Source organism: Paraburkholderia phytofirmans PsJN (genome assembly GCF_000020125.1).
GTDB lineage: Bacteria > Pseudomonadota > Gammaproteobacteria > Burkholderiales > Burkholderiaceae > Paraburkholderia > Paraburkholderia phytofirmans.
In genome coordinates this window covers 1,183,425-1,206,323 of the sequence record NC_010676.1, presented here as the reverse complement: position 1 = coordinate 1,206,323, position 22,899 = coordinate 1,183,425, and the positions used below count along the sequence as shown (strand labels likewise).

Genomic DNA, 22,899 nt, shown 5'->3' with positions numbered 1-22,899 from the left:
GTGACGTTAGTGGGCAACAGCGGCGGCGCCGTGTTCGTCGATCAGGTGGCCGGTATAGAACCGGTCCAGCGAGAACGCCGCGTTCAACGCATGCGGCTCATCCTTGGCAATGGTGTGCGCGTACGCCCATCCGGAACCCGGCGTGGCCTTGAAGCCGCCCGTGCCCCAACCGCAATTGAAGTACAGCCCCTTCACGTCGGTCTTGCTGATGATCGGGCATGCATCCGGCGAGACATCCACGATGCCGCCCCACTGGCGGTTCATCCGCACGCGCGAGAACACCGGGAACATTTCGACGATCGCTTCGAGCGTGCCTTCGATAATCTGGAAACTGCCGCGCTGACCGAAGCCCGTGTACTGGTCCACGCCCGCGCCGATCACCAGATCGCCCTTGTCGGACTGGCTGATATACGCGTGCACCGCGTTCGACATCACCACCGTGTTGACGACCGGCTTGATCGGTTCCGACACCAGCGCCTGCAACGGATGGCTCTCCAGCGGCAGCCTCACGCCGGCCATGTCGGCGAGCGTCGAAGTATTGCCCGCCGCGACGATCGCGACTTTCTTCGCCTTGATGAAACCCTTCGTGGTGTCCACGCCGACCACCTGACTGCCGTTGCGGCGAATGCCCGTTACCTGGCAGTTCTGCACGATATCGACGCCGGCCTGATCCGCGCCGCGCGCGAAGCCCCAGGCCACCGCGTCGTGACGCGCTACGCCGCCGCGCCGCTGGATCGAAGCGCCGAGCACCGGATAGCGGCTGTTCAGATTGATGGTCGGCTCGATTTCCTTGATCTGTGCAGGCGTGAGGAATTCGGCGTCCACGCCGTTCAGCCGGTTCGCATTCACGCGGCGTTCGGTGTCGCGTACGTCCTGCAGCGTGTGCGCGAGATTCATCACGCCGCGCTGGCTGAACATGACGTTGTAGTTCAGATCCTGCGAGAGCCCTTCCCACAGCTTCATCGCTTTTTCATAGAGCGCAGCGGACTCGTCCCACAGATAATTCGAGCGCACGATGGTCGTGTTGCGCGCCGTATTGCCGCCGCCGATCCAGCCCTTCTCCAGCACGGCGACATTGCGCACGCCATGTTCCTTGGCGAGGTAATACGCGGTGGCAAGACCATGCCCGCCGCCGCCGACGATCACGACGTCGTATTCACGTTTGGGCTCAGGGCTCTTCCACTGTCGCTCCCAGTTCTCGTGATACGACATCCCGTTGCGCAACAGGCTGAATATCGAATAGCGGCTCATCGTTAATCCTTGTGGGTACTGTGCTGAATGCTGGCGCTGGTGCTGATGCTGCCTCTCAGGTTCCTGCTTTACTATTTGCGGCTTTCCCTGCGTTACTTCGCGATTCCGTTCTCAACACTCGATGACGTTGACGGCCAATCCGCCGCGCGACGTCTCCTTGTATTTCGTCTTCATGTCCGCGCCGGTTTCGCGCATGGTTTTGATCACATTGTCGAGCGACACGTAATGCTGGCCGTCACCCTTCATCGCCATGCGCGCGGCGTTCAGTGCCTTGATCGCGCCCATTGCGTTGCGTTCGATGCACGGAATCTGCACGAGGCCGCCGACCGGATCGCAGGTCATGCCGAGGTTGTGTTCCATGCCGATTTCGGCGGCGTTTTCGACTTGCGTCGGCGTGCCGCCCATCACGGCGGCGAGCGCCGCGGCGGCCATCGAGCAGGCCACGCCCACTTCGCCCTGGCAGCCCACTTCGGCGCCCGAGATCGACGCCGTCTCTTTGTAGATGATGCCGATCGCCGCCGCCGTCAGCAGGAAGTTGACGATGCCCTCGTCGTTCGACGCGTGCATGAACTTCACGTAGTAGTGCAGCACCGCGGGAATCACGCCGGCCGCACCGTTGGTCGGCGCCGTGACGACGCGGCCGCCCGCCGCGTTTTCTTCGTTGACGGCCATCGCGTAGAGGTTGACCCAGTCGAGCATGGAGAGCGGATCGCGCAGCGACTCTTCCGAGCGCGAACGCAATTGTCCGCACAGATCGGCGGCGCGGCGCTTCACGTGCATCGGACCGGGCAACTCGCCGCGCACCTTGCAGCCGCGTTCGACGCACGCGGACATGGTGCGCCAGATCGCCAGCAAACCTTCGCGCACTTCCTGTTCGGGGCGCGCCGCGCATTCGTTGCGCAACGTGATCTGCGCGATCGACAATCCGGTCTCACGGCACACGCGCATCAGATCGTCGCCGGTACGAAACGGATATGGCACTTCGGCGCCGGCGCGCACGCCGTTCACGCGATCGCCTTCGCGGTTCACCACGAAGCCGCCGCCGACCGAGTAATACTCTTTCTCCACCAGCAGTTGGCCGTTTTCGTCGAAAGCCTGAAAGCGCATGCCATTCGGATGCACGATGCCCGAACCCGGCGCACCCGGCATCAGCTTGCGGAAAAAGCCCAGATGCTCGCGCTCGTCGAATTTGACCGGGTGCTTGCCGAGCAGCACCAGCTGTTTTGTCACGCGGATCGCTTGCAGGCGCGGCTCGATCAGGTCCGGGTCGATGGAATCGGGCAGATTGCCTTCGAGTCCCAACAGCACCGCTTTGTCCGTGCCGTGCCCCTTGCCGGTCGCGCCGAGCGAGCCGAACAGGTCGACCTTCACGCCGCGCACGAAGCCGAGCAGATTGGCGTCTTCGATATGCGAAGCGAAGCGGCATGCAGCGATCATCGGCCCCACGGTGTGCGAGCTTGACGGACCGATACCGATCTTGAACAGATCGAAGACGCTGACGTTCATGGCGTGCCTTGTGCGTTGCGATGCTTTGGGTGGATTGGCCTCTATTGCACCGCAGGTCAAATTGAACCGATAGAATAAAAACGGCATGGCAGTGGGATAGTGGCGTCAACAAAGCCGCGCGCCAAGCGGCACGGCGTTTTTACGACGAGTCCTGACGCATTTGCGAAAGGCCCACGGTTCGCGCGGGCCGCCGCGAGCATGGCTGGCGCTGCCGCCCGCGTTACTGCACGATGCCGGGCGCAGGACGCACCCGGCGCGGTGCTATGCTTGATCCAACCCTTTCCCTTGCTGGCTGCATGCATGAATTCCGCTGAACCGCTTCCCCCTCAATCGATCGACGGCACTTCGAAGCAGCGCATCCGCTTCGGCATCATCCTGTTGCCGAACTTCACGCTGACGGCGTTTTCGGGTTTCGTCGACCTGCTGCGCCTGTCCGCCGATGAAGGCGATTTCAGCAAGCCCGTGCGCTGTTCATGGAGCGTGATAGGGGAAACCCTTGCTCCGGTGCGGGCGAGTTGCGGCATCCAGATCACGCCGTGGGAGACGTTCGATACCGCCGAGCCGTTCGATTACGTCGTGGTGGTCGGCGGCTTGCTGCATTCCGGGCCGGCCGCGAACGATGCCACGCTCGCTTTCATCCGGCGGGCCGCCGCCACCGATGCGACGCTCGTCGGCATGTGCACGGGCGTGTTTTCGCTGATGCGCGCCGGCGTGCTCGACGGTTACCGCATTTGCGTGAGCTGGTTTCACTACTGGGATTTCATCGAGCGTTTTCCGTCGGTGAACGAGGAAGCGCTGATCGCCGACCGGCTGTTCGTGATCGACCGGCGGCGCATTACGTGTTCCGGCGGGCGCGCGTCGATCGACGTGGCCGCCGCGATCCTGTTGCGTCACTTCGAAACCGCCACGGTGCAGAAGGCGCTGCGCATTCTGCTCGTCGACGACATGCAGAAAGGCAACGCACCGCAACCGCATCCGCCGGGGCTCGCGCCCGCCACGCATCCGAAGGTCAAGCGCGCGATTCTGCTGATGGAGCAGCATGTGGGGCGCTCGCTGTCGCTCGATGAACTTGCGGGGAAACTCGATCTTTCGCCGCGTCAGTTGGAACGGCTTTTCAAGGCGGAAACGGGTAAGGCGCCGCAGGCCTACGCGAAGCAGGTGCGGTTGCGGACAGCCGCGTGGTTGTTGACAAGTTCGGATAAGACGGTGGCGGATATTGCTTCGAGTTGCGGGTTTTCCGATGCTTCGCACCTGGGGCGGGAATTCCGCAAGCAATTCGGTTTGCCGCCGATGATGTATCGCGAGCAGCGCGGCACGGCGGCGGAAGCTGAGGATAGTGGGGATTATGATGAGACGTTTCCGGGGCGGGCGCAGGCGATTTGAGGTCATCTCACGCGCCATGGCACTGCCAGCCACGCCTCTGATATGCGCGCGTGTCACGGACTGTTGATCGGGACACGCACGCGACGGCGAAAAATCAAAAACTCAACGCGGGTTCTCGTAAAACCCGATCACCTGCGAATGATCTTGCGCAGGCTTGGGCGCAAACGTGGGATGCGGAAACGAAGCGACGTGTCGCGTCGTTTCCGGTTTGGCTGACTTCCAGATCTATCGCAAGCTATTCAACGATTCTGAACCCTTTAGCCGCGCGCCCGCGGTAGCGCGTGCCTACAGGTCATGAAACTCGGCCGGGCCGTCGACAAAGATTCGCTTTTCCATTTCACTTTAGCCTGATCTTGATTGTCTTCGTGCCGTCGATATAAACGTCTGCGCTCGGCAAGCCTGCGTTCGACTCGTCTCGAACAGTGCATCGTTTATCACCTTTGGTAACCCTCGGTACCTTGCAAGGACAGTAGCGAGCGAAAAATTGCATGCTTCTCAAATTATGGAATTTTTCCAATCGTTGTGACTGGCCTTGAACAGGCTGACGGAGTCAGCCTGTTCGCTCAGAAAAGCGAGAAATTTAATCGCTTATCACAAACCCAGGATTTGTTTTATGGACCTCAAAGGGGTAATGCTGACGTGCAAACTCCAGAACTTCGGGTGGTCCTGCCATCGCGGCCAACTCCTGGTCCCGATCCGCGTAAATCGCCCATTCACCACTGAGCGGAAAAACGATGTACCGCTCAGAGTTTGCGTCGAATGCATCCGCCAAACTCCCTCCCGGATCAGAGTTGAGTGATACGACAAAATCCTCGTCCGAATGGTCAGGTCGAAAAATGAGCGCAGAAAATTTTGAAAAATGATGAAAAAAGTATGCCTCCGGGTCTGGCCGTAAAACGAGCGCCGCAAATTCCGCCTCGCCTCTCTCGGAAAGAAGCGCCCGCAAAAATTTGTGATATCGAAAAGTGCAAATATCGGAAGAGTCAAAGAAAATCGCCGCATTGGATGCAACTGCGGTAGTGACCATTTTCAGCCCCGCGGCCGCTCGCTTCCGCAGGCGATCAAAGGATTGACGGTCTGTCAGATATTCGCTTTTACTCATTTCCCCCCCAGCCTGATCTTCGCTATATTCACCCCGCTAACTTTTACGTCCGCGGTCATAGCGCCAGAGTTTGAATATTCGCGGACAGTATACTGACTTTCACCTTTGGTAAAGATATCGGCCTTTCCGTCTTTGCTCAGCGTCTGCGCGTACCCGCTCTCTGCCAGATTAGCTTCGAACTCCGCCTTGCCTACATCAGTACGAATGTTCCGCATACTATTGCCGGTTGTGATATCCGTATATTCCGAAGTGATCCGCCCCGGCGGGATCCCATCCACCTCCGTCTCCGCAGCGGGCTTGCACATCTGCTTGATGCGATCCCAGTTCTCGGCAGCTTTTCTGGCGCCCTGGCCGATGCCATAGCGCACCACCGGGTTCTGCAACAGCCGATAGACCATCGCGATACCGCGGACCGTGCCGTCGATCAGCCCGGCCGAAAAATGACAGCCGCTGCAAACGGTTGACGTGCCCAGGAAGTTATCCCCCAGCAGTCGACGCGCGCCCTGAAGGTTCGCAGGCGGCCCCACCGGCGAGTCACCATAGTTATAGTTATCGATCCACTGATTGGTTTCGTCGCCGGAGATCGGAATGTCCGTGCCATCGTTCAGGTCAAGAACGCTGCCGTCGTTCGCAACCGTACCTGTGCGCGATACCACCCGTCCGTCTGGCGAGTAGCCGAACCTCGCCTTGAACACGCGTCGAATTCCGCCGTTCGCCGGACTCGCATATTCATTGAACTTGAAGTTGTCGATGCGTCCGCGCCGGTCATAACGGAGATAAAAATCGCCCGTTGGGTTATAGCCGTACTGGACACGATGTGCCGCGTCGCGCGAGATGAACTCGGTCGCTTGTGGAATGTCTCCTAGCGCGATAATGGCGAACACATTGCCCGTTAAGTCACGATTGACCTTCCACTGAGCCGCGGACTTTCCGTCCGCTAGTTGCATCACAAAAGCAAGCCGGTTGTTGGCGTCGTAGGTCATGCCGTACGCGGTAGTCACCCCATCCGCCTTCGCGGCATCGAAAGCGCTGGCGCCCGTCGCGTCCGTAGTCGGCGTCTCACTTATCCCTGTGACATTGCCGTTCGCGTCGTACACGAAAGACTGGATCAACCTTGGAGATGCGATCATCGACGGACGCAGGCCACTGGCCTCGTAGTAACGGATCGTCGTGATTGATGTGCCGCCCGCACTCTTTACCGTCGCCCGAACCGGGCGCCCGGTATCGTCGTAGCTGTATTCAGACGTGCCACCGCTCGCGTCAGTGTCTTTCAGCAAATTGCCTGACGCATCCCACCCCGAGTTCGTATTGCCCGCGGTCGAGGCGCTCCCGGTCGGCCGGAGCATGCCGCCGATCGACGACAGACTCAGCGTGGTGGAACCTTTGCTAGCGGTAATAATCGTCGAGCCCGCGTTGTAGGCCAACTGCACGTTCTGTCCAGCATTCGGATGACTCACCTCCACCGCACGACCTTGAGCGTCGTAGCTCCACGTCGCCATGCGATTGCCCGACTCGTCGATCTCTCCGGTCAATGCGTTCCTGAACCGCGTGTCGTCGTAGACGTAGCGGCGCACGTTTCCATCCGGCCACGTGACCGAAACAAGATTGCCATTCGCGTCGTATCCGTACTGGGTCAGACCGCCCAGTGGATCATTGAGACGCGACAGACGACGCTTGTCGTCGTAGTCAAGCCGAAGCGTGACGTCCTTGTTGGTGTCCGTGCCTTCGGCATGCTGCGTAACAGTGGTCAGCAGACCGGAACCGTCATAGCTCAGCGTGCGAACAAAACCTGTCTTCGTGCGTTCAGCCAGCAGCACGCCTTGGCCGGAGTACGATTCAACGGTCTCTGTGCTGAGGTCGGTGAGTGTCCATCCAGAATCGTTCTGCGCCAGCGCTAATCCAGTGAAGGCCTTGGTGCGCCAGGTACCAGCCGACCAGACGAAGGTAATGGGCTCACCACTCTGCCGATAGGCCAGCACCGTTGACGTGCTGCCGTTATTGGCATTCGCTAGTCCGAGGTTACGCTGCCAGCTATGGAACCAGACCGGCCCCATCGCCGTCGCCGATGCTGTCAGCGGCTTTGAACGATACGTCCGCGCGAAAAGCATCGGAATCTCGTCACCGCTGACAAAATCGGCCTCCGTCAACGTGACTGCTCCGCTGCCGGGATACACCGGGTCAGCAACCGGACAACTGGCCTCAGGCTGATCATCCGCCGGTGTCGCGCACCACGCGTCGATCAGCGGCAAACTCACGCAGTTGTAGTACTGTATGCCGCCAGGTACACCGGCGTAAGCATCCCACCGGCAAGTGGGTGAACCTGGCTTCGCGCCAGTGGCTGCCCACACCGCATTACAATCAGCGGCGTTCGCCCCGAACGCCACCATTAGCAGGATGAACGCGGCCAGCAAGCGGGCCGCCATTCCCGCCGAACTCTCGTTAATTCCGTTTCTTATCATCGTTGCTCCTATTAGTTGTACTTGGTAAAGCCCAAGCACCCTATAGGAACAGGCACAACCGAAATATCCGACAACTCTTAAAATTACAACATGCTTGCGCCGACCCTAACGCGAGTCGAAAAAGCCCGACGCACGTCGAAGGAACATCGAATCGCGGTGACCAGACAACGCCGAGCTACTCTATGGAAATGTCCGATCCGACATCGGCTTGGCAAATTTCCGGTTAAGCGTCCGTCAGGTTGCAAGCACAAGAACAAAAGAGGCGGCGTAGAGACATTCTGCGCGAACGTCCCTACCCGCCAAATGCTACAAATCCCACCTATTTCCCCGCCACATACGCCTTCACAGCCGGCAGCCCATCCTTCCCATCATACGTCTTCACCCCCGCCAGCCATTTGTCCAGCACCGCCGGATTCGCCTTCAGCCATTCGCGCGCGGCTTTGTTCGGATCGGTTTTATTCATGATCGGCAGCATTACGTGATTCTCGATATCGGTCGTGAACTGCAGATTCGACACCAGCTTCGCGACGTTCGGGCAGCGCGTCGAATAATCGCTCGGCGTCACCGTCAGCACCTTGGCTTCACCATAGTTCGGCCCGAACACCGCATCGCCGCCGGACAGATAATCGATCTTCATCTGCACATTCATGGGATGCGGCTCCCAGCCGAGAAACACGATCGGTTTCTTGTCGCGAATCGCGCGGTTCACTTCGACCAGCATGCCCGCCTCGCTCGATTCCACCAGCTTGAACTTGCCGAGCCCATATTGATTGGTGTCGATCATCTTCTTGATCAACGCATTGCCGTCGTTGCCCGGCTCGATCCCGTAGATCTTGCCGTCGAGCTTGTCGTAGTTTTTCGCGATGTCGGCGAACGTCTTGATGCCGGACTGATACGCGTAATCCGGCACCGCCAGCGTGTATTTCGCGCCGGTCAGATTCGGCGTCGGCAATACGCTCAGCTGGCCGGACTTTTTGAACGGGTCGATCATCGGGTCCATGGTCGGCGACCAGTAGCCGAGGAATACGTCGATCTGCTTGCTCTTCACGCCGGCGAACGTGATCGGCACCGAAGCGATCGTCTTGGTCGGCTTGTAGCCGAGCCCTTCGAGCACGGTCGACGCCAGCCCGGTAGTCGCCGCGATATCGGTCCAGCCGACGTCGGCGAATCGCACGTCGCGGCAAGTGGCAGGTTCCGCGGCCAACACAGACGACACAGACAGCGCGCACAACGACGCAGCCCACAAACGTTTCATGGCGTTCCCTCAGGGTGATTGATGTTTTGACTGGATTGGATGAAGCGGATTGTTTTACGCCGCTCATTACGCGGCCAATGAGCGGCCACTAAGCAGACAAGCGCCGCTCGACACTCGGCGCATGACCGAACTGCGCGCGATACGCCTTGCTGAAATGACACGCCGAATGAAAACCGCACACGGTCGTCACACGCGCAATCGACGCGTCCGTATTCCGCAGCAACTCGCGCGCGCGCCGCAATCTCAGCGTCAGGTAATAGTGCGTGGGCGACACGCTCAGGAACATCTTGAACATGCGCTGCAAATGCCGCTGCGAAAGATGCACGAGCCGCGCGAGTTCGTCGAGCGATAAGGGCTCCTCGATATTCGCTTCCATCAGCCGCACCACCTCGACGAGTTCCGCGCGCGAGAAACCGACCCGCGCGTCGACGGGAATATGCTGGTAATCGGTCGAGCCGCGAATCCGTTCGACGATGAACTGCTCGGACACCTGCGCCGCCACCGCATGACCGAGCCGCATGCCCACCAGTTTCAGCATCAGGTCGAGCGGCGCGGTGCCGCCGGTGCAGGTCATGCGATCCCGGTCGATCACGAACAGTTCGTCGGCAAAACGCACGTGCGGGTAGCTCTTGTGCAACGGCGACATGTCTTCCCAGTGCACCGTGCAGCGATAGCCGTCGAGCAGGCCCGCGGCCAGCAACGCAAACGGGCCCGTGCAAATACCGCCGAGCGGCACGCCCTTTTGCGCGACCTCGCGCAGCAGCGCGATCACCGTATCGTCCACGTAATCTCGCACGTGCCAGCCGGCGCAGACGATCAGCACATCCGGCATGCCGGCTTCAGCGAGCGTCGTGGTGGGCTTCACCGTGATGCCGTTGCTCGCTCGCGCAGGCTCGCCGTCCGGCGTAATCACCGACCACCGGTAGTGCTGCGCGCGGCCCACGTAGTTGGCCATGCGCAGTACCTCGACCGCGCTGGTGAACGCGATCATCGAAAAGTTCGGCAGCGTCAGAAAACCGACGTGCGCGAGCCCGGACAGCGGCGAATCGGCCTCGGGCTCGACAGGCGTGAGCGCGTCGCGCTTCATAGGCGGCTCAGCCGTGTTGCGCGGCCGGCTGGCGGCGCACTTTCATGACGCTACGCAGGCCCGACAGCAGCGGCGCGCGCGCCGTGCCCGGCGAACGGCCGAAGCTCTCCGTGATGCGGTCAAGAATGATCGCGAGCATCACCACCGAGAGTCCGCTTTCAAAGCCGAGCCCGATGTCGAGCCGCTGAATACTGGCCAGCACGTCGTTGCCGAGACCGCCCGCGCCGACCATCGACGCGATGATCACCATGGAGAGCGCCATCATGATGGTCTGGTTGACGCCGGTCATGATGGACGGCAGCGCATTCGGAAACTGCACCTTGTAGAGCAGTTGCAACGGCGTGCAGCCGAACGCCTGCCCTGCTTCGACGATCTCGCGATTCACATGCTTGATGCCGAGCGACGTGAGACGCACCGCCGGCGGCATGGCGAAAATCACGGTGGAGAGAATCCCCGGCACGCGGCCGAGACCGAACAGCATCGCGGCCGGAATCAGGTAGACGAACGCCGGCATGGTCTGCATCAAATCCAGCACGGGGCGCACGATCATCTCGACGGTACGGCTCTTCGCGGTCCAGATGCCGAGCGGCACGCCAAGCAGCAGACTGATCAACGTCGACGACAAGGTCAGGCCGAGGGTGATCACCATCTGATCCCAGAACCCGGTGCCATAGATCAGCAGCATGGCGAGCAGCGTGAACAGCGCGAAACGCCAGCCCACCCGCCATAGCCCGATGCCGACGAAGAACGCCATCAGCGCCCACATCGGCACTGCTTGCAAGCCGTGTTCGATCACCGCGGCAAAGCTCTCGATCACCTTGCCGATCGAATCGAAAGTTTTTGCGTCGTGGTCGAGCAGGTAGTGAACGCCGTGATCGACCCAGGCGCCAAGTGGAATGACTTCAGACATGGGAACTCCGATGGCGCGTGAGAACGTTCAGCACGTTCGTCTTGTTGACCGAACCACAGTAAGAACCGTCGGCTTCGACGACCGGCAGCGGCGCGCGGCTCGCCACCACGAGTTCGACCACGTCGTCGAGCGGCGTGGTGCGGCGGATGCATTCGATCTGGTTGACCTGCGGCGAGGCACTGCCCATCGCGTCGCGGCATACGAAGCCGCGAATCTTGCGCTCGCTGTCCAGCACGAACGCGTAGTCGGCGCTGCCGTTGAGGGTGGCGGCCACGCTCGACGCGTCGATCTGCGGCGAGTGCTGCATGAGCGGCACGGCGTCGGTCTGCATCAGATCGCCGGCGGTCAGATAACGGCTGGTGTCGATGCCTTCGAAGAAGGCGCGCACGTAATCGTCGGCGGGATTGGTGATGATCTGCTGCGGCGTGCCGACCTGCACGACCCGGCCGCCTTCCATGATCGCGATACGGGTGCCGATGCGCATCGCCTCTTCCAGATCGTGCGACACGAACAGGATGGTGCGCTGCTGTTCGCGTTGCAGATCGAGCAGCACGTTCTGCATTTCCTTGCGCTTGAGCGGATCGAGGGCGGAAAATGCCTCGTCCATGATCATCAGCGACGGGTTGACCGCGAGCGCCCGCGCGAGGCCCACGCGCTGCTGCATGCCGCCGGACAGTTGCGCGGGCAGCTTTTGCGCGAACGGCGCGAGGCCGACCTGCTCGAGCACGGTCATCGCGCGCTTCTCGCGCTCCTTGCGACCCACGCCCGCCACTTCGAGCCCGAACGCCGCGTTGGACAGCACGGTGCGCTGCGGCATCAGCGCGAAGGACTGGAACACCATGCTCATGTCCTTGCGGCGCAGCGCCGTCAACTCGGAGCGCGGCACGCTGGCCACGTCGCGGCCGTCGATCAGCACCTTGCCGGCCGTCGGCTCGACGAGGCGGTTGATCAGGCGGATCAGCGTCGACTTGCCGGAGCCGGACAGGCCCATCAGCACGAAGATCTCGCCTTCCTTGACTTCGAACGATACGTTGTGGACGCCGACAATCTGACCGGTGCGCGCAAACACTTCCTCTTTCGTCGCGCCACCTGCCAGCATGCCGATCGCCTGTTTCGGGTTGGTGCCGAACACCTTGCACAACCCTTCGACCACGACCTTCGGGGAATTCATTGAATACTCTCCTATGTCGACCGCAGTTAGCGCTTTAGCGCTTACTGCGGTCCCATGCAACGCTTCGACCGCAGTTGGCGCTTTAGCGCTCACTCTGGTCCCATGCAACGCTTCGACCGCAGTTAGCGCTTCAGCGCTTACCTGGCCCCATGCAAGATAGTTGTTGCGGTGACAAACGCTCGTCCGCGCTGTGCATACATAGTTGCCAGAAAAAAGTATCGCTAGCCGACTATTTGCGACAGGCACATGTGGAAATGCGACACCCGTTTTTTGGGCACGTTGGCGGGCGGGGTGCGGAGCCTTGTGGGGCAAGGGTTTGGCGGGTGTCGAGGCGCGTTGTGAGGCATGTCGCGTTCGAGCAAGTGGAGGAGATGCGACGCAGGAAAACGCTATTCGCGGAGGTCTTCCAACCTTGTTGCCGCAGCGCAGCAAGCGCACATCCCCAAAACCCAAGCCGAAAAACCGTCGTTCCTGCCATGCAACGGCGAAATACGCTTGCCAGGGCAAGCGCTCACGACACCGACACGCCCAGCAACCGCCCCACCCCGAACGTGAACGCAGCCGCGATCAGTCCGATCACGACCTGCCGCAACGCGGAAAACCCCGCGCTGCGTCCGTTGAAAAGCGACGTGAACACACCGATCGAAGCGAGCGCCAGCATGCTGAGCACCACGCATTGCATGATCGCGCTATACCCATGCGTCCACAGAAACGGCATTACCGGAAAAATCGCGCCCACGGAGAACAGGCAGAACGACACGCCCGCCGCGGACCATGGATTGCCGCCCAACTCCGCCGGATCGAGTCCGAGTTCTTCGCGAGTGAGCGTGTCGAGCGCCTTGCTTTTGTCGCGCATCATTTGCGAGGCGACCCGTTTGGCCTCGCCCGCGTCGAGACCCTTGGCGCGATAGATCAGCGCAAGTTCGTGTTCTTCGGCTTCCGGCGATTCTTCGAGTTCCTGCGCCTCTTTCGCGACCTGCGTGCTGGCCAGCTCGCGCGCATTGGTCACCGAGAGCCATTCGCCCAGCGCCATCGAACACGCGCCGGCGATGAGTCCCGCCAGCCCCGTCAACAGAATCGCCTTGTTGCCGGTGCCCGCGCCGGCCACGCCCATGATCAGGCAGAAGTTCGAGACGAGGCCGTCGTTGGCGCCGAGCACGGCGGCGCGCAAGTCGTTGCCCGACCCCGCGCCCTTGTGCCACGATTCAGCCGCGGCGATCCGCGCGCCCGGCGCGAGGCTCGCGTCGCCGCCGCCATGAGCCAGCGCCTGCACCATCGCGGCGTGATGATGTTCGTCGGCCGACATGCGGCCCGCGTCCGGCTGCCCCTGGTATTTGTTGCGATCGGCGTACTCCGCGGCCGCCAGCGTGGGCAGCACGAAGCCCGCACCGAACAGGCGGACCAGTCCTTTCATCAAACGCGTTTTGACGGCCTGACCGGTGCCTTTCGGATCAAGGCCGTTGGCTCTCAGCTTGTCGGCCCAGACTTGCGCATGATCGCGCTCGGATCTGGCAAGCTCGCTGTAGACCTGCTTGCGAGCGCCGTCTTGCTCGACCTTCGCGAGCGTTTCGTACAGCGCGGCGCTGTGCAGTTCATCGGAGAGATTGGCTTTGTATCGTTCTACTTCGCGTCTGGATGCCATGGTGCTGTGCCCGCGTGTCGAGTCCACAGCATCAAAGCGTAATCGATTCAGATACGCAAAAGATCAAAGCCCTAAAGCGCGTTGTGAGCGAGAACGACAACGCTTCTCATGACCATTCGAGCGGACTGGATCATTGTGCCGCGTGCGCTGTCCGATACCCGCGCCGGCCGACCGCCAACGTGAGCAAAGCCGAAACCGCGAGACTCGCCGCCACCACATAGAGCCCGGCGGCATATCCGCCCGTCACGCTTTTGAGCCAGCCGATCGCGAACGGTCCGACGAAGCCGCCCAGGTTGCCGATCGAATTGATCATGGCGATGCCGGCGGCGGCCCCGGCGCCCGAGAGAAACGTGCTCGGCATCGCCCACAGCGGGGCCTTCGCCGCGCTGATGCCGACATTCACCACCACCAGCGCCAGCACGACGCCAACCGCCGTATCCGCGAGACCGGCCCAGGCGAGCCCGATGGCGGCCGCCACGCAAGGAATCACCACGTGCCACGTGCGCTCGCCGCGGCGGTCCGAATGACGCGCCCACACCACCATGCCGAGCACCGCCAGCACGCTCGGAATCGCATTCAATGCGCCTGTGCCGAGCGCGCTGAAGCCGAACTGGCGAATGATGAGCGGCGCCCACAAACCGAGCGTGTAGAGTCCCGCGGAGGTGCCGAAATAGATCATCGACATGATCCACACGCGCGAGTCGCGCAGTGCGGCGAGCGCGCCGGCGGCATGGCCTGCCTGCGATTCGCGTCCCATGCGTTCGTCGCGCAAGGTGGCGATGAGCCACGCTTTTTCATCGGCGGCGAGCCATTTGGCTTTGTCCGGCGAATCGGTGAGCGCCTTCAACACCACGAAGCCGAGCAGCACGGCGGGAATTGCTTCGATGACGAACAGCCATTGCCAGTCCTTCAGGCCGAACAACGCGGGCATCTGCATGATCGCGCCGGAAATCGGCGAGCCGATGGCCGTCGAGAGCGGCGCAGCCGCCATGAACGCGGCGGCCGCGACGGCGCGCTGGCGGGCGGGAAACCACTGGCTCAGATACAGGATGATGCCGGGAAAAAATCCGGCTTCGGCCACGCCGAGCAGAAAGCGCAGCGTATAGAACGAAGTCGGCCCCGCCACGAATGCCGAGGCCGCCGAAACCAGCCCCCACGTCACCATCACGCGTGCAATCCAGATGCGCGCGCCGACCTTGTTGAGGATGAGATTCGACGGCACCTCGAACAGAAAATAGCCAAGGAAGAAAATGCCGCCGCCGAGCCCGAACATGGTCGGCGTGAGGCCGAGATCCTTGTTCATGGTGATGGCCGCAAAGCCGACGTTCACCCGGTCGAGAAAGCTGACAAAGTAAAGCAGCATCACAAAAGGCAGGATGCGCCAGGTCAGCTTGCGCACCACTCGGGCCTGCAGTTCATTGTTCATACCTGTCTCCACTCAAGCTCTGCTCGATGCAGCGAGATCGCCCGTGACGCGTTCGTCCGGGCGTTATGTTTTGTGTGACTCTTTGCGCGTGGCGGCCGGCTTCAGGCGGCCTTGACGCTCGCCACCGGTTCGGCTCGTGCAGAGGTAGACGCATCGGTCGGCGAGGCCGCCGCCAGGATCGCGCACACGGCATCGGTCACCCGCGCGGTCGTGGCCGTGCCGCCCAGGTCGCCCGTGTGCAGCGACGGGTCCGCCGTGACGCGCTCGATTGCCGCCATCAATTGCTGTGCGGCGGCGTGCTCGCCGAGATGCTCCAGCATCATCACCACCGACCAGAAAGTGCCGACCGGATTCGCGAGACCCTTGCCCATGATGTCGAATGCGGAGCCATGAATCGGCTCGAACATGGACGGATAGCGACGTTCGGGGTCGAGATTGGCGGTCGGCGCGATGCCGAGACTGCCGGCCAGCGCCGCGGCCAGGTCGCTGAGAATATCGGCGTGCAGATTGGTGGCGACGATCGTGTCGAGCGTGGCCGGCCGGTTGACCATGCGCGCGGTGGCGGCGTCGACGAGTTCCTTGTCCCAGCGCACGTCCGGGAACTCCTTCGAGACCTGCACGGCGATCTCGTCCCACATGACCATGGCGTGACGCTGCGCGTTGCTCTTGGTGATCACGGTAAGCAGCTTGCGGGGCCGCGATTGCGCGAGCTGGAACGCGAAACGCAGAATGCGTTCGACGCCCGCGCGGGTCATCATCGAAACGTCGGTGGCGACTTCGATCGGATGGCCTTGGTGCGCGCGGCCGCCTACGCCGGCATATTCGCCTTCCGAGTTCTCGCGCACGATCACCCAGTCGAGATCCTCCGGTCCGCAGCGCTTCAGCGGTGCGTCGATGCCGGGCAGGATGCGCGTGGGGCGCACGTTCGCGTACTGGTCGAAGCCCTGGCAGATTTTCAGGCGCAGCCCCCACAGCGTCACGTGGTCGGGAATATCCGGGTCGCCCGCCGAGCCGAACAGAATCGCATCCTTGTGACGAATCGCATCGAGTCCGTCGGCCGGCATCATCACGCCATGCTCGCGGTAATAGTCGCCGCCCCAGTCGAAATTCTCGAACTCGAAACCGAAAGCGTCGCCGCTCCCGGCGATGGCTTCCAGAACGCGCCGGCCAGCGGGTACGACTTCCTTGCCGATGCCGTCGCCGGGAATGGTTGCGATGCGATAGGTCTTCATTGGGCGTCTCCATGATGTTGAAAGCATGGAGCGCATCGTAGAACGGCCACTGCCTGGAAAAACGCTGCTAGACTCAAAGCATCCTTAACTTCAGGTTAACAATAGGCCGTTTCATGACCTCGTCGATCCAGCCGGACGATCTCGCTTTTTTCTCCACACTCGCCGCGAGCGGCAGCCTCACGGCGGCCGCACGCGAACTCGGGCTGAGCACGGCGGCCGTGAGCAAGCATCTGGCGCAGATGGAATCGCGGGCGGCCGTCTCGCTCGTCAACCGCACGACGCGGCGCATGAGCCTCACGCCGGAGGGCGAGCTGTATCTGACGCGCGCGCGGCGCATTCTGAGCGAGATGGACGACCTCGCCCAATTGCTCGGCGGTTCGCAGGCGGCACCGAAAGGCCTGCTGCGCGTGAACGCGACGCTCGGATTCGGCCGCAGCCACGTGGCTCCGCTGATCTCGCGGTTCGTGCGGCGCTTTCCCGAGGTGGATGTGCAGTTGCAGCTTTCGGTCGATCCGCCGCCGCTCAGCGACGACGCCTTCGACGTCTGCGTGCGTTTCGGCGAACCGCCGGATGCCCGAGTGATCGCGCGCCGGGTCGCGTCGAACCGGCGCCTGTTGTGCGCCTCGCCGCGCTATCTTGCCGAGCGGCGCGCGCCGCGCAGTCCGGCGGAACTGGCGCAGCACAATTGCATCGGCATTCGCCAGGGCGGCGACGCTTACGGCGTCTGGCGTCTGACCAGCGGACGCGGCGCCGCGGAAAAAACCGAGACAGTGCGCGTGCGCGGCAACCTGACCACCAACGACGGCGAAATCGCGGTGAAGTGGGCGCTGGACGGCCAAGGCATTCTGATGCGCGCCGAATGGGATATCGCGGAATATCTCGCCGATGGCCGGCTCGTGCACGTCCTGCCCGAGTACCGCACGCCGGGCGCGGATATCTATGCAGTGTACCCGCAGCAGTTACAGATGACGGCGCGGGTCAAGGCGTTCGTCGACATGCTGGTCGAGACGCTCGGCGTGCGTTGAATGTGGGTCGTTGAGTCGATGCGGATGAAGTGGGCTGAACCGCGTTGCATGGCTCGCGGACGCGATCCGTACCGGCAGCCGCGCGACATTCAGTCACGTCGTGCGGCTGCCTGGGCGATAGCTGCCTGGGTGACTACTGGCTCGCGCCTGCTCCGACGCCGGCCTTCTTCTGCGCTTTCTGCAGTTTGTCCGGATAGTTCGGGTCGTTCTCGGACGGCTGATAGCCTGCGTCTTCGAGCTTCTTCAACTCGGCATTCTTCTTGGCTCGGGCTTGCTTGCGGGCCTCTTTGCGCTCGGCTTTGGTGGGTTTCGCACTGCTCGCCGCCATACCGGGCGCAGCCGACATGGCAGCGTCGCTCGCGCCTTGAGCCGCGGCGAGCGGAATGGTGCCGGCGACCATGGCGGTAACGGCAACGCCGAGCATGATCTGTTTGATGGCAAAGCTCTTCATTTTCAGTTCCCCTCTCGAAAGTTGGCAATAGCAGTCAAGCGCAGTCAAGCTTGTCTGCGAGTCTTCTATTCACCACGGCAAGCCGCGCACAATACTCAGTACGGACTCGCGCTCAAAGCTTACAGGCAAACCATCAAAAGAGTCAGTTCAGCGCCACGAGCGGTGTTTCATCAAGCAGACGAATCTCGTGAACCGGCCACGCGCGCCGCATCCTGTTCTTGCAATGTGCGCCACAAGATTTTGCCGCTGCCCGACTTCGGCAGCGACGCCACGAACTCGACGATGCGCGGGGCCTTGTACGCGGCCATCTGCTCATGCGCCCAGTCGATGATTTCCTGCGCAGTAATCGTGCCCGCATGCGCGGCGTCCGGCACCACCAGCGCCTTCACGGTCTCGCCGCGCTTTTCGTCCTTCACGCCGATCACACAGACCTCGTGAATCGCCGGATGCCGGTACATCAGCGCCTCGACTTCAGCCGGCCATACCTTGTAACCGGACGCGTTGATCATGCGTTTGAGACGGTCGGTCATGAAGAAATAACCGTCTTCGTCGATATGGCCGAGATCGCCGGTTCGCAGAAACCGCTTGCCGTCGAGTTCGATGAAGACTTCCGCCGTCGCCTTCGGATTTCTCCAGTAGCCCTGCATGACTTGCGGCGCGTGAGTGACAATCTCGCCGGTTTCGCCTTGCGGCAGTTCCTCCAGCGAGACCGGATCGATCACGCGCGAGTCCACGTCGAACACGGGAATGCCGAGGCACTGCGGCTTCGGACGATGCGGCGGATTGATGTGCGTGCCGGCAATCGTCTCCGTCATGCCGTAGCCTTCGACATAGTCGAGTCCGGTCAGCGCCTTGAGCTTTCTGGCAATCGCGTCCGGCATCGCCGCGCCGCCGCCGCGCGTGCCGGTGAGGCTCGACAGATCGTATTCGTCGAGCTTCGGGTTCGAGAGGAAATCGACCATCATCGTCGAGATGGACTGCCATGCGGTGACGCGATATTTCTGCATGCATAGCGCGGCGGCCTCGCGGTCCCAGCGCGGCAACAGCACGATGGTCGTACCGGAAAAGACCGCGCTGTTCATGCCGCCTTGCATGCCGGTCACGTGAAAGAGCGGCAGCACGGATAGATAAACGCCGTCCGGCGGCGACGAGAACCAGACGCAGCCGCCCAGCGCCGTGCTCATCACGCTGCGGTGCGTATGCATGCAGCCTTTGGGCTTGCCGGTGGTGCCCGACGTGTAAGGCATCACGCACAGATCGTCGGGACCGGCGGTGAGCGGCCCCGGCGCAATGTGCCGATCGAGCACTTCCTGCCAGGACGTGACGCCGGCAATCGCGAACGTCTTGCGTGACGCGGCGATGAATTCAGGCACGGGAATCGGCGAGGTTTTCTTCAGATAATCGCTATACGTCGCGACGATTGCGTGCTCGACGCCCTTTCCTGGTCCGCTGCCGATCAACGGCTCGACATTCGAGAACAGGCATTGCGGCGCGATGATCGTGGTCGCGCCGCTGTCCTCGACGTAATGCGCCAATTCGCCCGTCATGTTCATCGGATTGACCGGCACCGCCACCGCGTTCGCCCGCAGGATGCCGTAGTAAGCGATGATCCATTGCGGGCTGTTCTGCATATACAGCAGCACGCGGTCGCCGGCCTTGACCCGACACTCCTGTTGCAGGAAACCCGCTATCCGTTCGGCTTCGTCCTTGAACTCGGCGAACGTGATCGCCGTGTCGTAGAAGACGATGAACGGCTTATTCGGGTAGCGCGCCGCCGAGACTTCGGCGTTGTAGAAGAGATTGGTCTCGGGCAGCGTCAAGTGCAGTGGCAGTTGCGGCGGCCAATGCGGGTGATGGCGTTCGTTCATCAGCGTCTCCAGCTTGTTACTGTCGGTGGGCGTTGGCTTGCTGCCGGGCGCTTCTTTCACAGCGCCGCGTAGAACCCGCGTGACGCTCAGATGATGATCGCGCCGCCATCCACCGCGAACTCCTGGCCGGTGATGTGGCGCGACGCTTCGCTCGCGAGAAACACGATCGGACCTTTGAGATCTTCTTCGCCGCCCAAACGCTGCAAGGGTGTATGTGCGACGATCGTTTCTCCGAGCTTGTCGAGCAGACCCGCCGTCATCTTCGAAGGAAAAAAGCCCGGGCAGATCGCATTGACGTTGATGTTGTACTTGCCCCACTCGGCCGCGAGCGCCCGCGTGAAATTGATCGCGGCGGCCTTGGACGTGTTGTACGCGATCGTGTTCATGCCCGGCGGCGAACCCTTCAAGCCCGCCACCGAAGCGATATTGACGATCTTGCCGGCGCGCCGCGGGATCATGCTGCGCTTGCCGACTTCGCGAGCGAGAAAGAACGGTGCGTTGACGTTCAGGTTCATGACCTTGTGCCACGCTTCGTCGGGATAATCTTCGGCGGGTGCGCCCCATGTCGCGCCCGCGTTGTTGACGAGAATATCGATGCGGCCGTGAAGGCCCAGCACTTCATCCACGAGACCGGGGATGCCTTCGAAGCGCTGCAGATCGTTGACCACCGTTTGCACTTCGATACCGAGTTGTTGCAGATGCGTTTTCGCCTCGGCAAGTTCATCGGCCTTGCGCGCGGTGATGGCGACGCGGCAGCCCATTTCGCCGAGTGCCTCGGCCATTTGCAGACCGAGGCCGCGCGAGCCGCCGGTGATGAGTGCCACTTTGCCGTCCAGTTGAAACAGGTCCTTCACAGACATTGCGTCGCTCCTCCAGATTTGTTCTGCTATGCAGATCGGTATGCCGTGCTTTGCGCCCATCATACGTGCGGGAATTCGGCCTGTAAATAAAAGCACGATCATTCACTTTCGAGATAAACTGGCATGCATGATAGGGGGGCGAAGCATCGGGAATTACCCGAATGCCGCGCCTTTCAGCCGCACCGAGCCGACATGTTCGGGGGCGCTTTTACGCTTTGCTTTACGTCGCTGTTCCGCACGGCGGCTTACTTTTTCACGGGTCTTCTCTCATGCAAGATGCGCAGATCATCAACTCACGTGATCTCGAGTTTCAGTTGTTCGAAGTACTCGAAGTAGAGACGCTCACACGCCGCGCGCGTCACGCCGATCACAGCCGCGAGACCTTCGACGCTGCGCTCGACACCGCGCATACAGTCGCCGTGGAAAAGTTCGCGACACACAACCGTCTCGCGGACGAACACGAGCCGCAGTTCGACGGACAACGCGTCACCCTGCCCGCCGAAGTGAAAGACGCGCTCGACGCCATGCGCGCCAGCGGCTTCCTCGCCGCGGGCAAGGATTACGAATGGGGCGGCATGCAGTTGCCGTCGGTGATTTCGTTTGCGTGCCTGTCGCTCTTCAAGAGCGCGAACATCGCGACCGCGTCGTATGCCATGCTGACCACGGCGAACGCGAACGTGATCGAGCGCTTCGGCAGCGAAACGCAAAAGCGCAAGTATCTGCAAGCGCTCTTCGAAGGGCGCGCGTTCGGCACCATGGCGTTGACGGAGCCGCAAGCGGGTTCGAGCCTGTCCGATCTCGTCACGAGCGCCACGCCCAATGCGGACGGCACTTATTCGATTCGCGGCAACAAGATTTTCATTTCAGGCGGCGACCACGAGTTGAGCGAGAACATCGTGCATCTGGTGCTGGCGCGCATTCCCGGCGGGCCGCCGGGCGTCAAGGGCATATCGCTCTTCACCGTGCCGAAGTTCCATGTCAACGAAGACGGCAGCCTCGGCGCGCGCAACGACGTCGCCCTTGCGGGACTGATTCACAAGATGGGCTGGCGCGGCACGACGTCGACCATGCTGTCGTTCGGCGAACATGGCGAATGCATCGGCGAGCTGGTGGGCGAGCCGCATCACGGTCTCGCGTATATGTTCCATATGATGAACGAGGCGCGCATCGGCGTAGGTCTCGGCGCGGTCATGCTGGGCTACCGCGGCTATCTCGCGTCGCTTGATTACGCGCGCGAACGGCCGCAAGGGCGCCGCCCCGACAACAAGAATCCGCTCGACCCGCAATTGCCGCTGATCGAACATGCCGACGTGCGCCGCATGCTGCTCGCACAAAAAGCCTACGTGGAAGGCGCTTATGCGTTGTGCCTGTACGCGGCGCGTCTCGTCGACGAACAGAACACCGGCGAGAGCGAAACCGTGCGCGCCGAAGCGGGCCTGCTGCTCGATCTGCTCACGCCGGTGGTGAAATCCTGGCCGTCCCAATGGTGTCTCGAAGCAAACAGTCTCGCGATCCAGATTCACGGCGGCTACGGCTACACGCGTGAATATCCAGTCGAGCAGTTCTATCGCGACAATCGGCTCAACATGATTCACGAAGGCACGCACGGCATTCAGGCCATCGATCTGCTCGGCCGCAAGGTGACGATGAAACAGGGCGCGGCGCTCAAACAACTGGCCCGCGAAATCCAGCAGACAATCGGTACAGCGCGCGAGCACCCGGCACTGCACGCACATGCCGATGCGCTCGGCGCAGCATGGACCGATCTGACTGCCACTGTCGAGGCGCTGCTGCCCACGCTGACCCATGAAAGCGAACGCGCGCTCGCCAACGCGAATGCGTTTCTCGAAGCCTTCGGTCATATCGTGATTGCGTGGACATGGCTGCGTCAGGCGATCGTGGCAAACGCCGCGTTGTCTGCTTCGCATAGCGAAGCAGACGCGGACTTCTATCGTGGCAAGCTGCATGCGTGTCAGTGGTTCTTCCGCTGGGAACTGCCGCGCGTCGCGTTGATGCTCGCCACGTTGCGCACCCTGGACGACACCACGCTCGCCATGGCGCCGCAATGGTTCTAGGCGTCGCCGCCGACGCGCGCCTCGGCGCGCAGTGACAAACCGCCAACCCGATATGTGGAACGTCGTAGTCACACGTGCGCAACACAAGCCCTCACCATGATTGCCGGAACGGCTGCCAATGCGGCGTTCAGGGTAGTTTTTCCAGCATGAGCGCTTCGGCTGGAGTATTGTTTAAGCGCGCCGGGAGCGTCGCAAC

General features: G+C 61.8%; 17 protein-coding genes. 3 read left to right on the top strand and 14 right to left on the bottom strand.

Annotation, left to right across the window (positions count from 1 at the left end):
- Positions 1–6: 6 nt before the first annotated feature.
- Both BPHYT_RS25105 and BPHYT_RS25100 read right to left on the bottom strand, forming a co-directional pair.
- Positions 7–1,251 carry a sarcosine oxidase subunit beta family protein gene (locus BPHYT_RS25105; protein ID WP_012426923.1) on the bottom strand — a complete coding sequence of 415 codons (1,245 nt, stop codon included), beginning with the start codon at positions 1,249–1,251 and terminating at the stop codon, positions 7–9.
- A gap of 111 nt (positions 1,252–1,362) precedes the next feature.
- A complete protein-coding gene (locus BPHYT_RS25100; protein ID WP_012426922.1) occupies positions 1,363–2,757 on the bottom strand; it encodes an L-serine ammonia-lyase in 1,395 nt (464 codons plus the stop codon).
- Between the two features lie 300 nt (positions 2,758–3,057).
- Between BPHYT_RS25100 and BPHYT_RS25095 the strand changes: the two genes are divergently transcribed.
- Positions 3,058–4,140, top strand: coding sequence for a GlxA family transcriptional regulator (locus BPHYT_RS25095; protein WP_012426921.1), 1,083 nt, complete (start codon positions 3,058–3,060; stop codon positions 4,138–4,140).
- A 580-nt stretch (positions 4,141–4,720) separates the two neighbouring features.
- Here the strand turns inward: BPHYT_RS25095 and BPHYT_RS25090 are convergent.
- The 9 genes from BPHYT_RS25090 to BPHYT_RS25050 all read right to left on the bottom strand — a co-directional run bounded on the left by BPHYT_RS25090 (position 4,721) and on the right by BPHYT_RS25050 (position 16,424).
- Positions 4,721–5,242 carry a hypothetical protein gene (locus tag BPHYT_RS25090; RefSeq protein WP_012426920.1) on the bottom strand — a complete coding sequence of 174 codons (522 nt, stop codon included), beginning with the start codon at positions 5,240–5,242 and terminating at the stop codon, positions 4,721–4,723.
- Positions 5,239–7,701 (bottom strand): DUF6531 domain-containing protein, encoded by a 2,463-nt coding sequence (locus tag BPHYT_RS25085; protein WP_012426919.1) that lies wholly within the window; start codon positions 7,699–7,701, stop codon positions 5,239–5,241. The genes BPHYT_RS25090 and BPHYT_RS25085 overlap by 4 nt, the downstream gene beginning before the upstream one ends.
- A 319-nt stretch (positions 7,702–8,020) precedes the next feature.
- Complete coding sequence (locus BPHYT_RS25080; RefSeq protein ID WP_012426918.1) at positions 8,021–8,956, bottom strand: choline ABC transporter substrate-binding protein; 936 nt, start codon at positions 8,954–8,956, stop codon at positions 8,021–8,023.
- Between the two features lie 88 nt (positions 8,957–9,044).
- Positions 9,045–10,043: a GlxA family transcriptional regulator gene (locus BPHYT_RS25075; protein WP_012426917.1), complete on the bottom strand. Its 999-nt coding sequence runs from the start codon at positions 10,041–10,043 to the stop codon at positions 9,045–9,047.
- A gap of 7 nt (positions 10,044–10,050) precedes the next feature.
- Positions 10,051–10,953 (bottom strand): choline ABC transporter permease subunit, encoded by a 903-nt coding sequence (choW, locus tag BPHYT_RS25070; protein ID WP_012426916.1) that lies wholly within the window; start codon positions 10,951–10,953, stop codon positions 10,051–10,053.
- Complete coding sequence (locus tag BPHYT_RS25065) at positions 10,946–12,124, bottom strand: quaternary amine ABC transporter ATP-binding protein (protein ID WP_012426915.1); 1,179 nt, start codon at positions 12,122–12,124, stop codon at positions 10,946–10,948. Before BPHYT_RS25065 ends, choW begins: the two co-directional genes overlap by 8 nt.
- Positions 12,125–12,635: 511 nt before the next feature.
- Complete coding sequence (locus tag BPHYT_RS25060; protein ID WP_012426914.1) at positions 12,636–13,766, bottom strand: VIT1/CCC1 transporter family protein; 1,131 nt, start codon at positions 13,764–13,766, stop codon at positions 12,636–12,638.
- 130 nt (positions 13,767–13,896) lie between these two features.
- Entirely contained in the window at positions 13,897–15,192 is a 1,296-nt protein-coding gene (locus BPHYT_RS25055; protein ID WP_012426913.1) for an MFS transporter, read from the bottom strand.
- 101 nt (positions 15,193–15,293) lie between these two features.
- On the bottom strand, positions 15,294–16,424 hold the full coding sequence (locus BPHYT_RS25050) for a tartrate dehydrogenase (protein ID WP_012426912.1): 1,131 nt from the start codon (positions 16,422–16,424) through the stop codon (positions 15,294–15,296).
- A 113-nt stretch (positions 16,425–16,537) separates the two neighbouring features.
- Between BPHYT_RS25050 and BPHYT_RS25045 the strand changes: the two genes are divergently transcribed.
- On the top strand, positions 16,538–17,449 hold the full coding sequence (locus BPHYT_RS25045; protein WP_012426911.1) for a LysR family transcriptional regulator: 912 nt from the start codon (positions 16,538–16,540) through the stop codon (positions 17,447–17,449).
- A 133-nt stretch (positions 17,450–17,582) separates the two neighbouring features.
- Here the strand turns inward: BPHYT_RS25045 and BPHYT_RS25040 are convergent, their stop codons facing one another.
- The 3 genes from BPHYT_RS25040 to BPHYT_RS25030 form a co-directional block, all read right to left on the bottom strand.
- Positions 17,583–17,900, bottom strand: coding sequence for a DUF4148 domain-containing protein (locus BPHYT_RS25040; protein ID WP_012426910.1), 318 nt, complete (start codon positions 17,898–17,900; stop codon positions 17,583–17,585).
- A 170-nt stretch (positions 17,901–18,070) separates the two neighbouring features.
- On the bottom strand, positions 18,071–19,768 hold the full coding sequence (locus BPHYT_RS25035; protein ID WP_012426909.1) for a long-chain fatty acid--CoA ligase: 1,698 nt from the start codon (positions 19,766–19,768) through the stop codon (positions 18,071–18,073).
- 86 nt (positions 19,769–19,854) lie between these two features.
- On the bottom strand, positions 19,855–20,628 hold the full coding sequence (locus tag BPHYT_RS25030) for an SDR family oxidoreductase (protein WP_012426908.1): 774 nt from the start codon (positions 20,626–20,628) through the stop codon (positions 19,855–19,857).
- A 269-nt stretch (positions 20,629–20,897) separates the two neighbouring features.
- Here BPHYT_RS25030 and BPHYT_RS25025 point away from each other — a divergent pair, with 269 nt between their 5' ends.
- A complete protein-coding gene (locus BPHYT_RS25025; protein WP_012426907.1) occupies positions 20,898–22,703 on the top strand; it encodes an acyl-CoA dehydrogenase in 1,806 nt (601 codons plus the stop codon).
- The last annotated feature ends 196 nt before the right edge of the window (positions 22,704–22,899 follow it).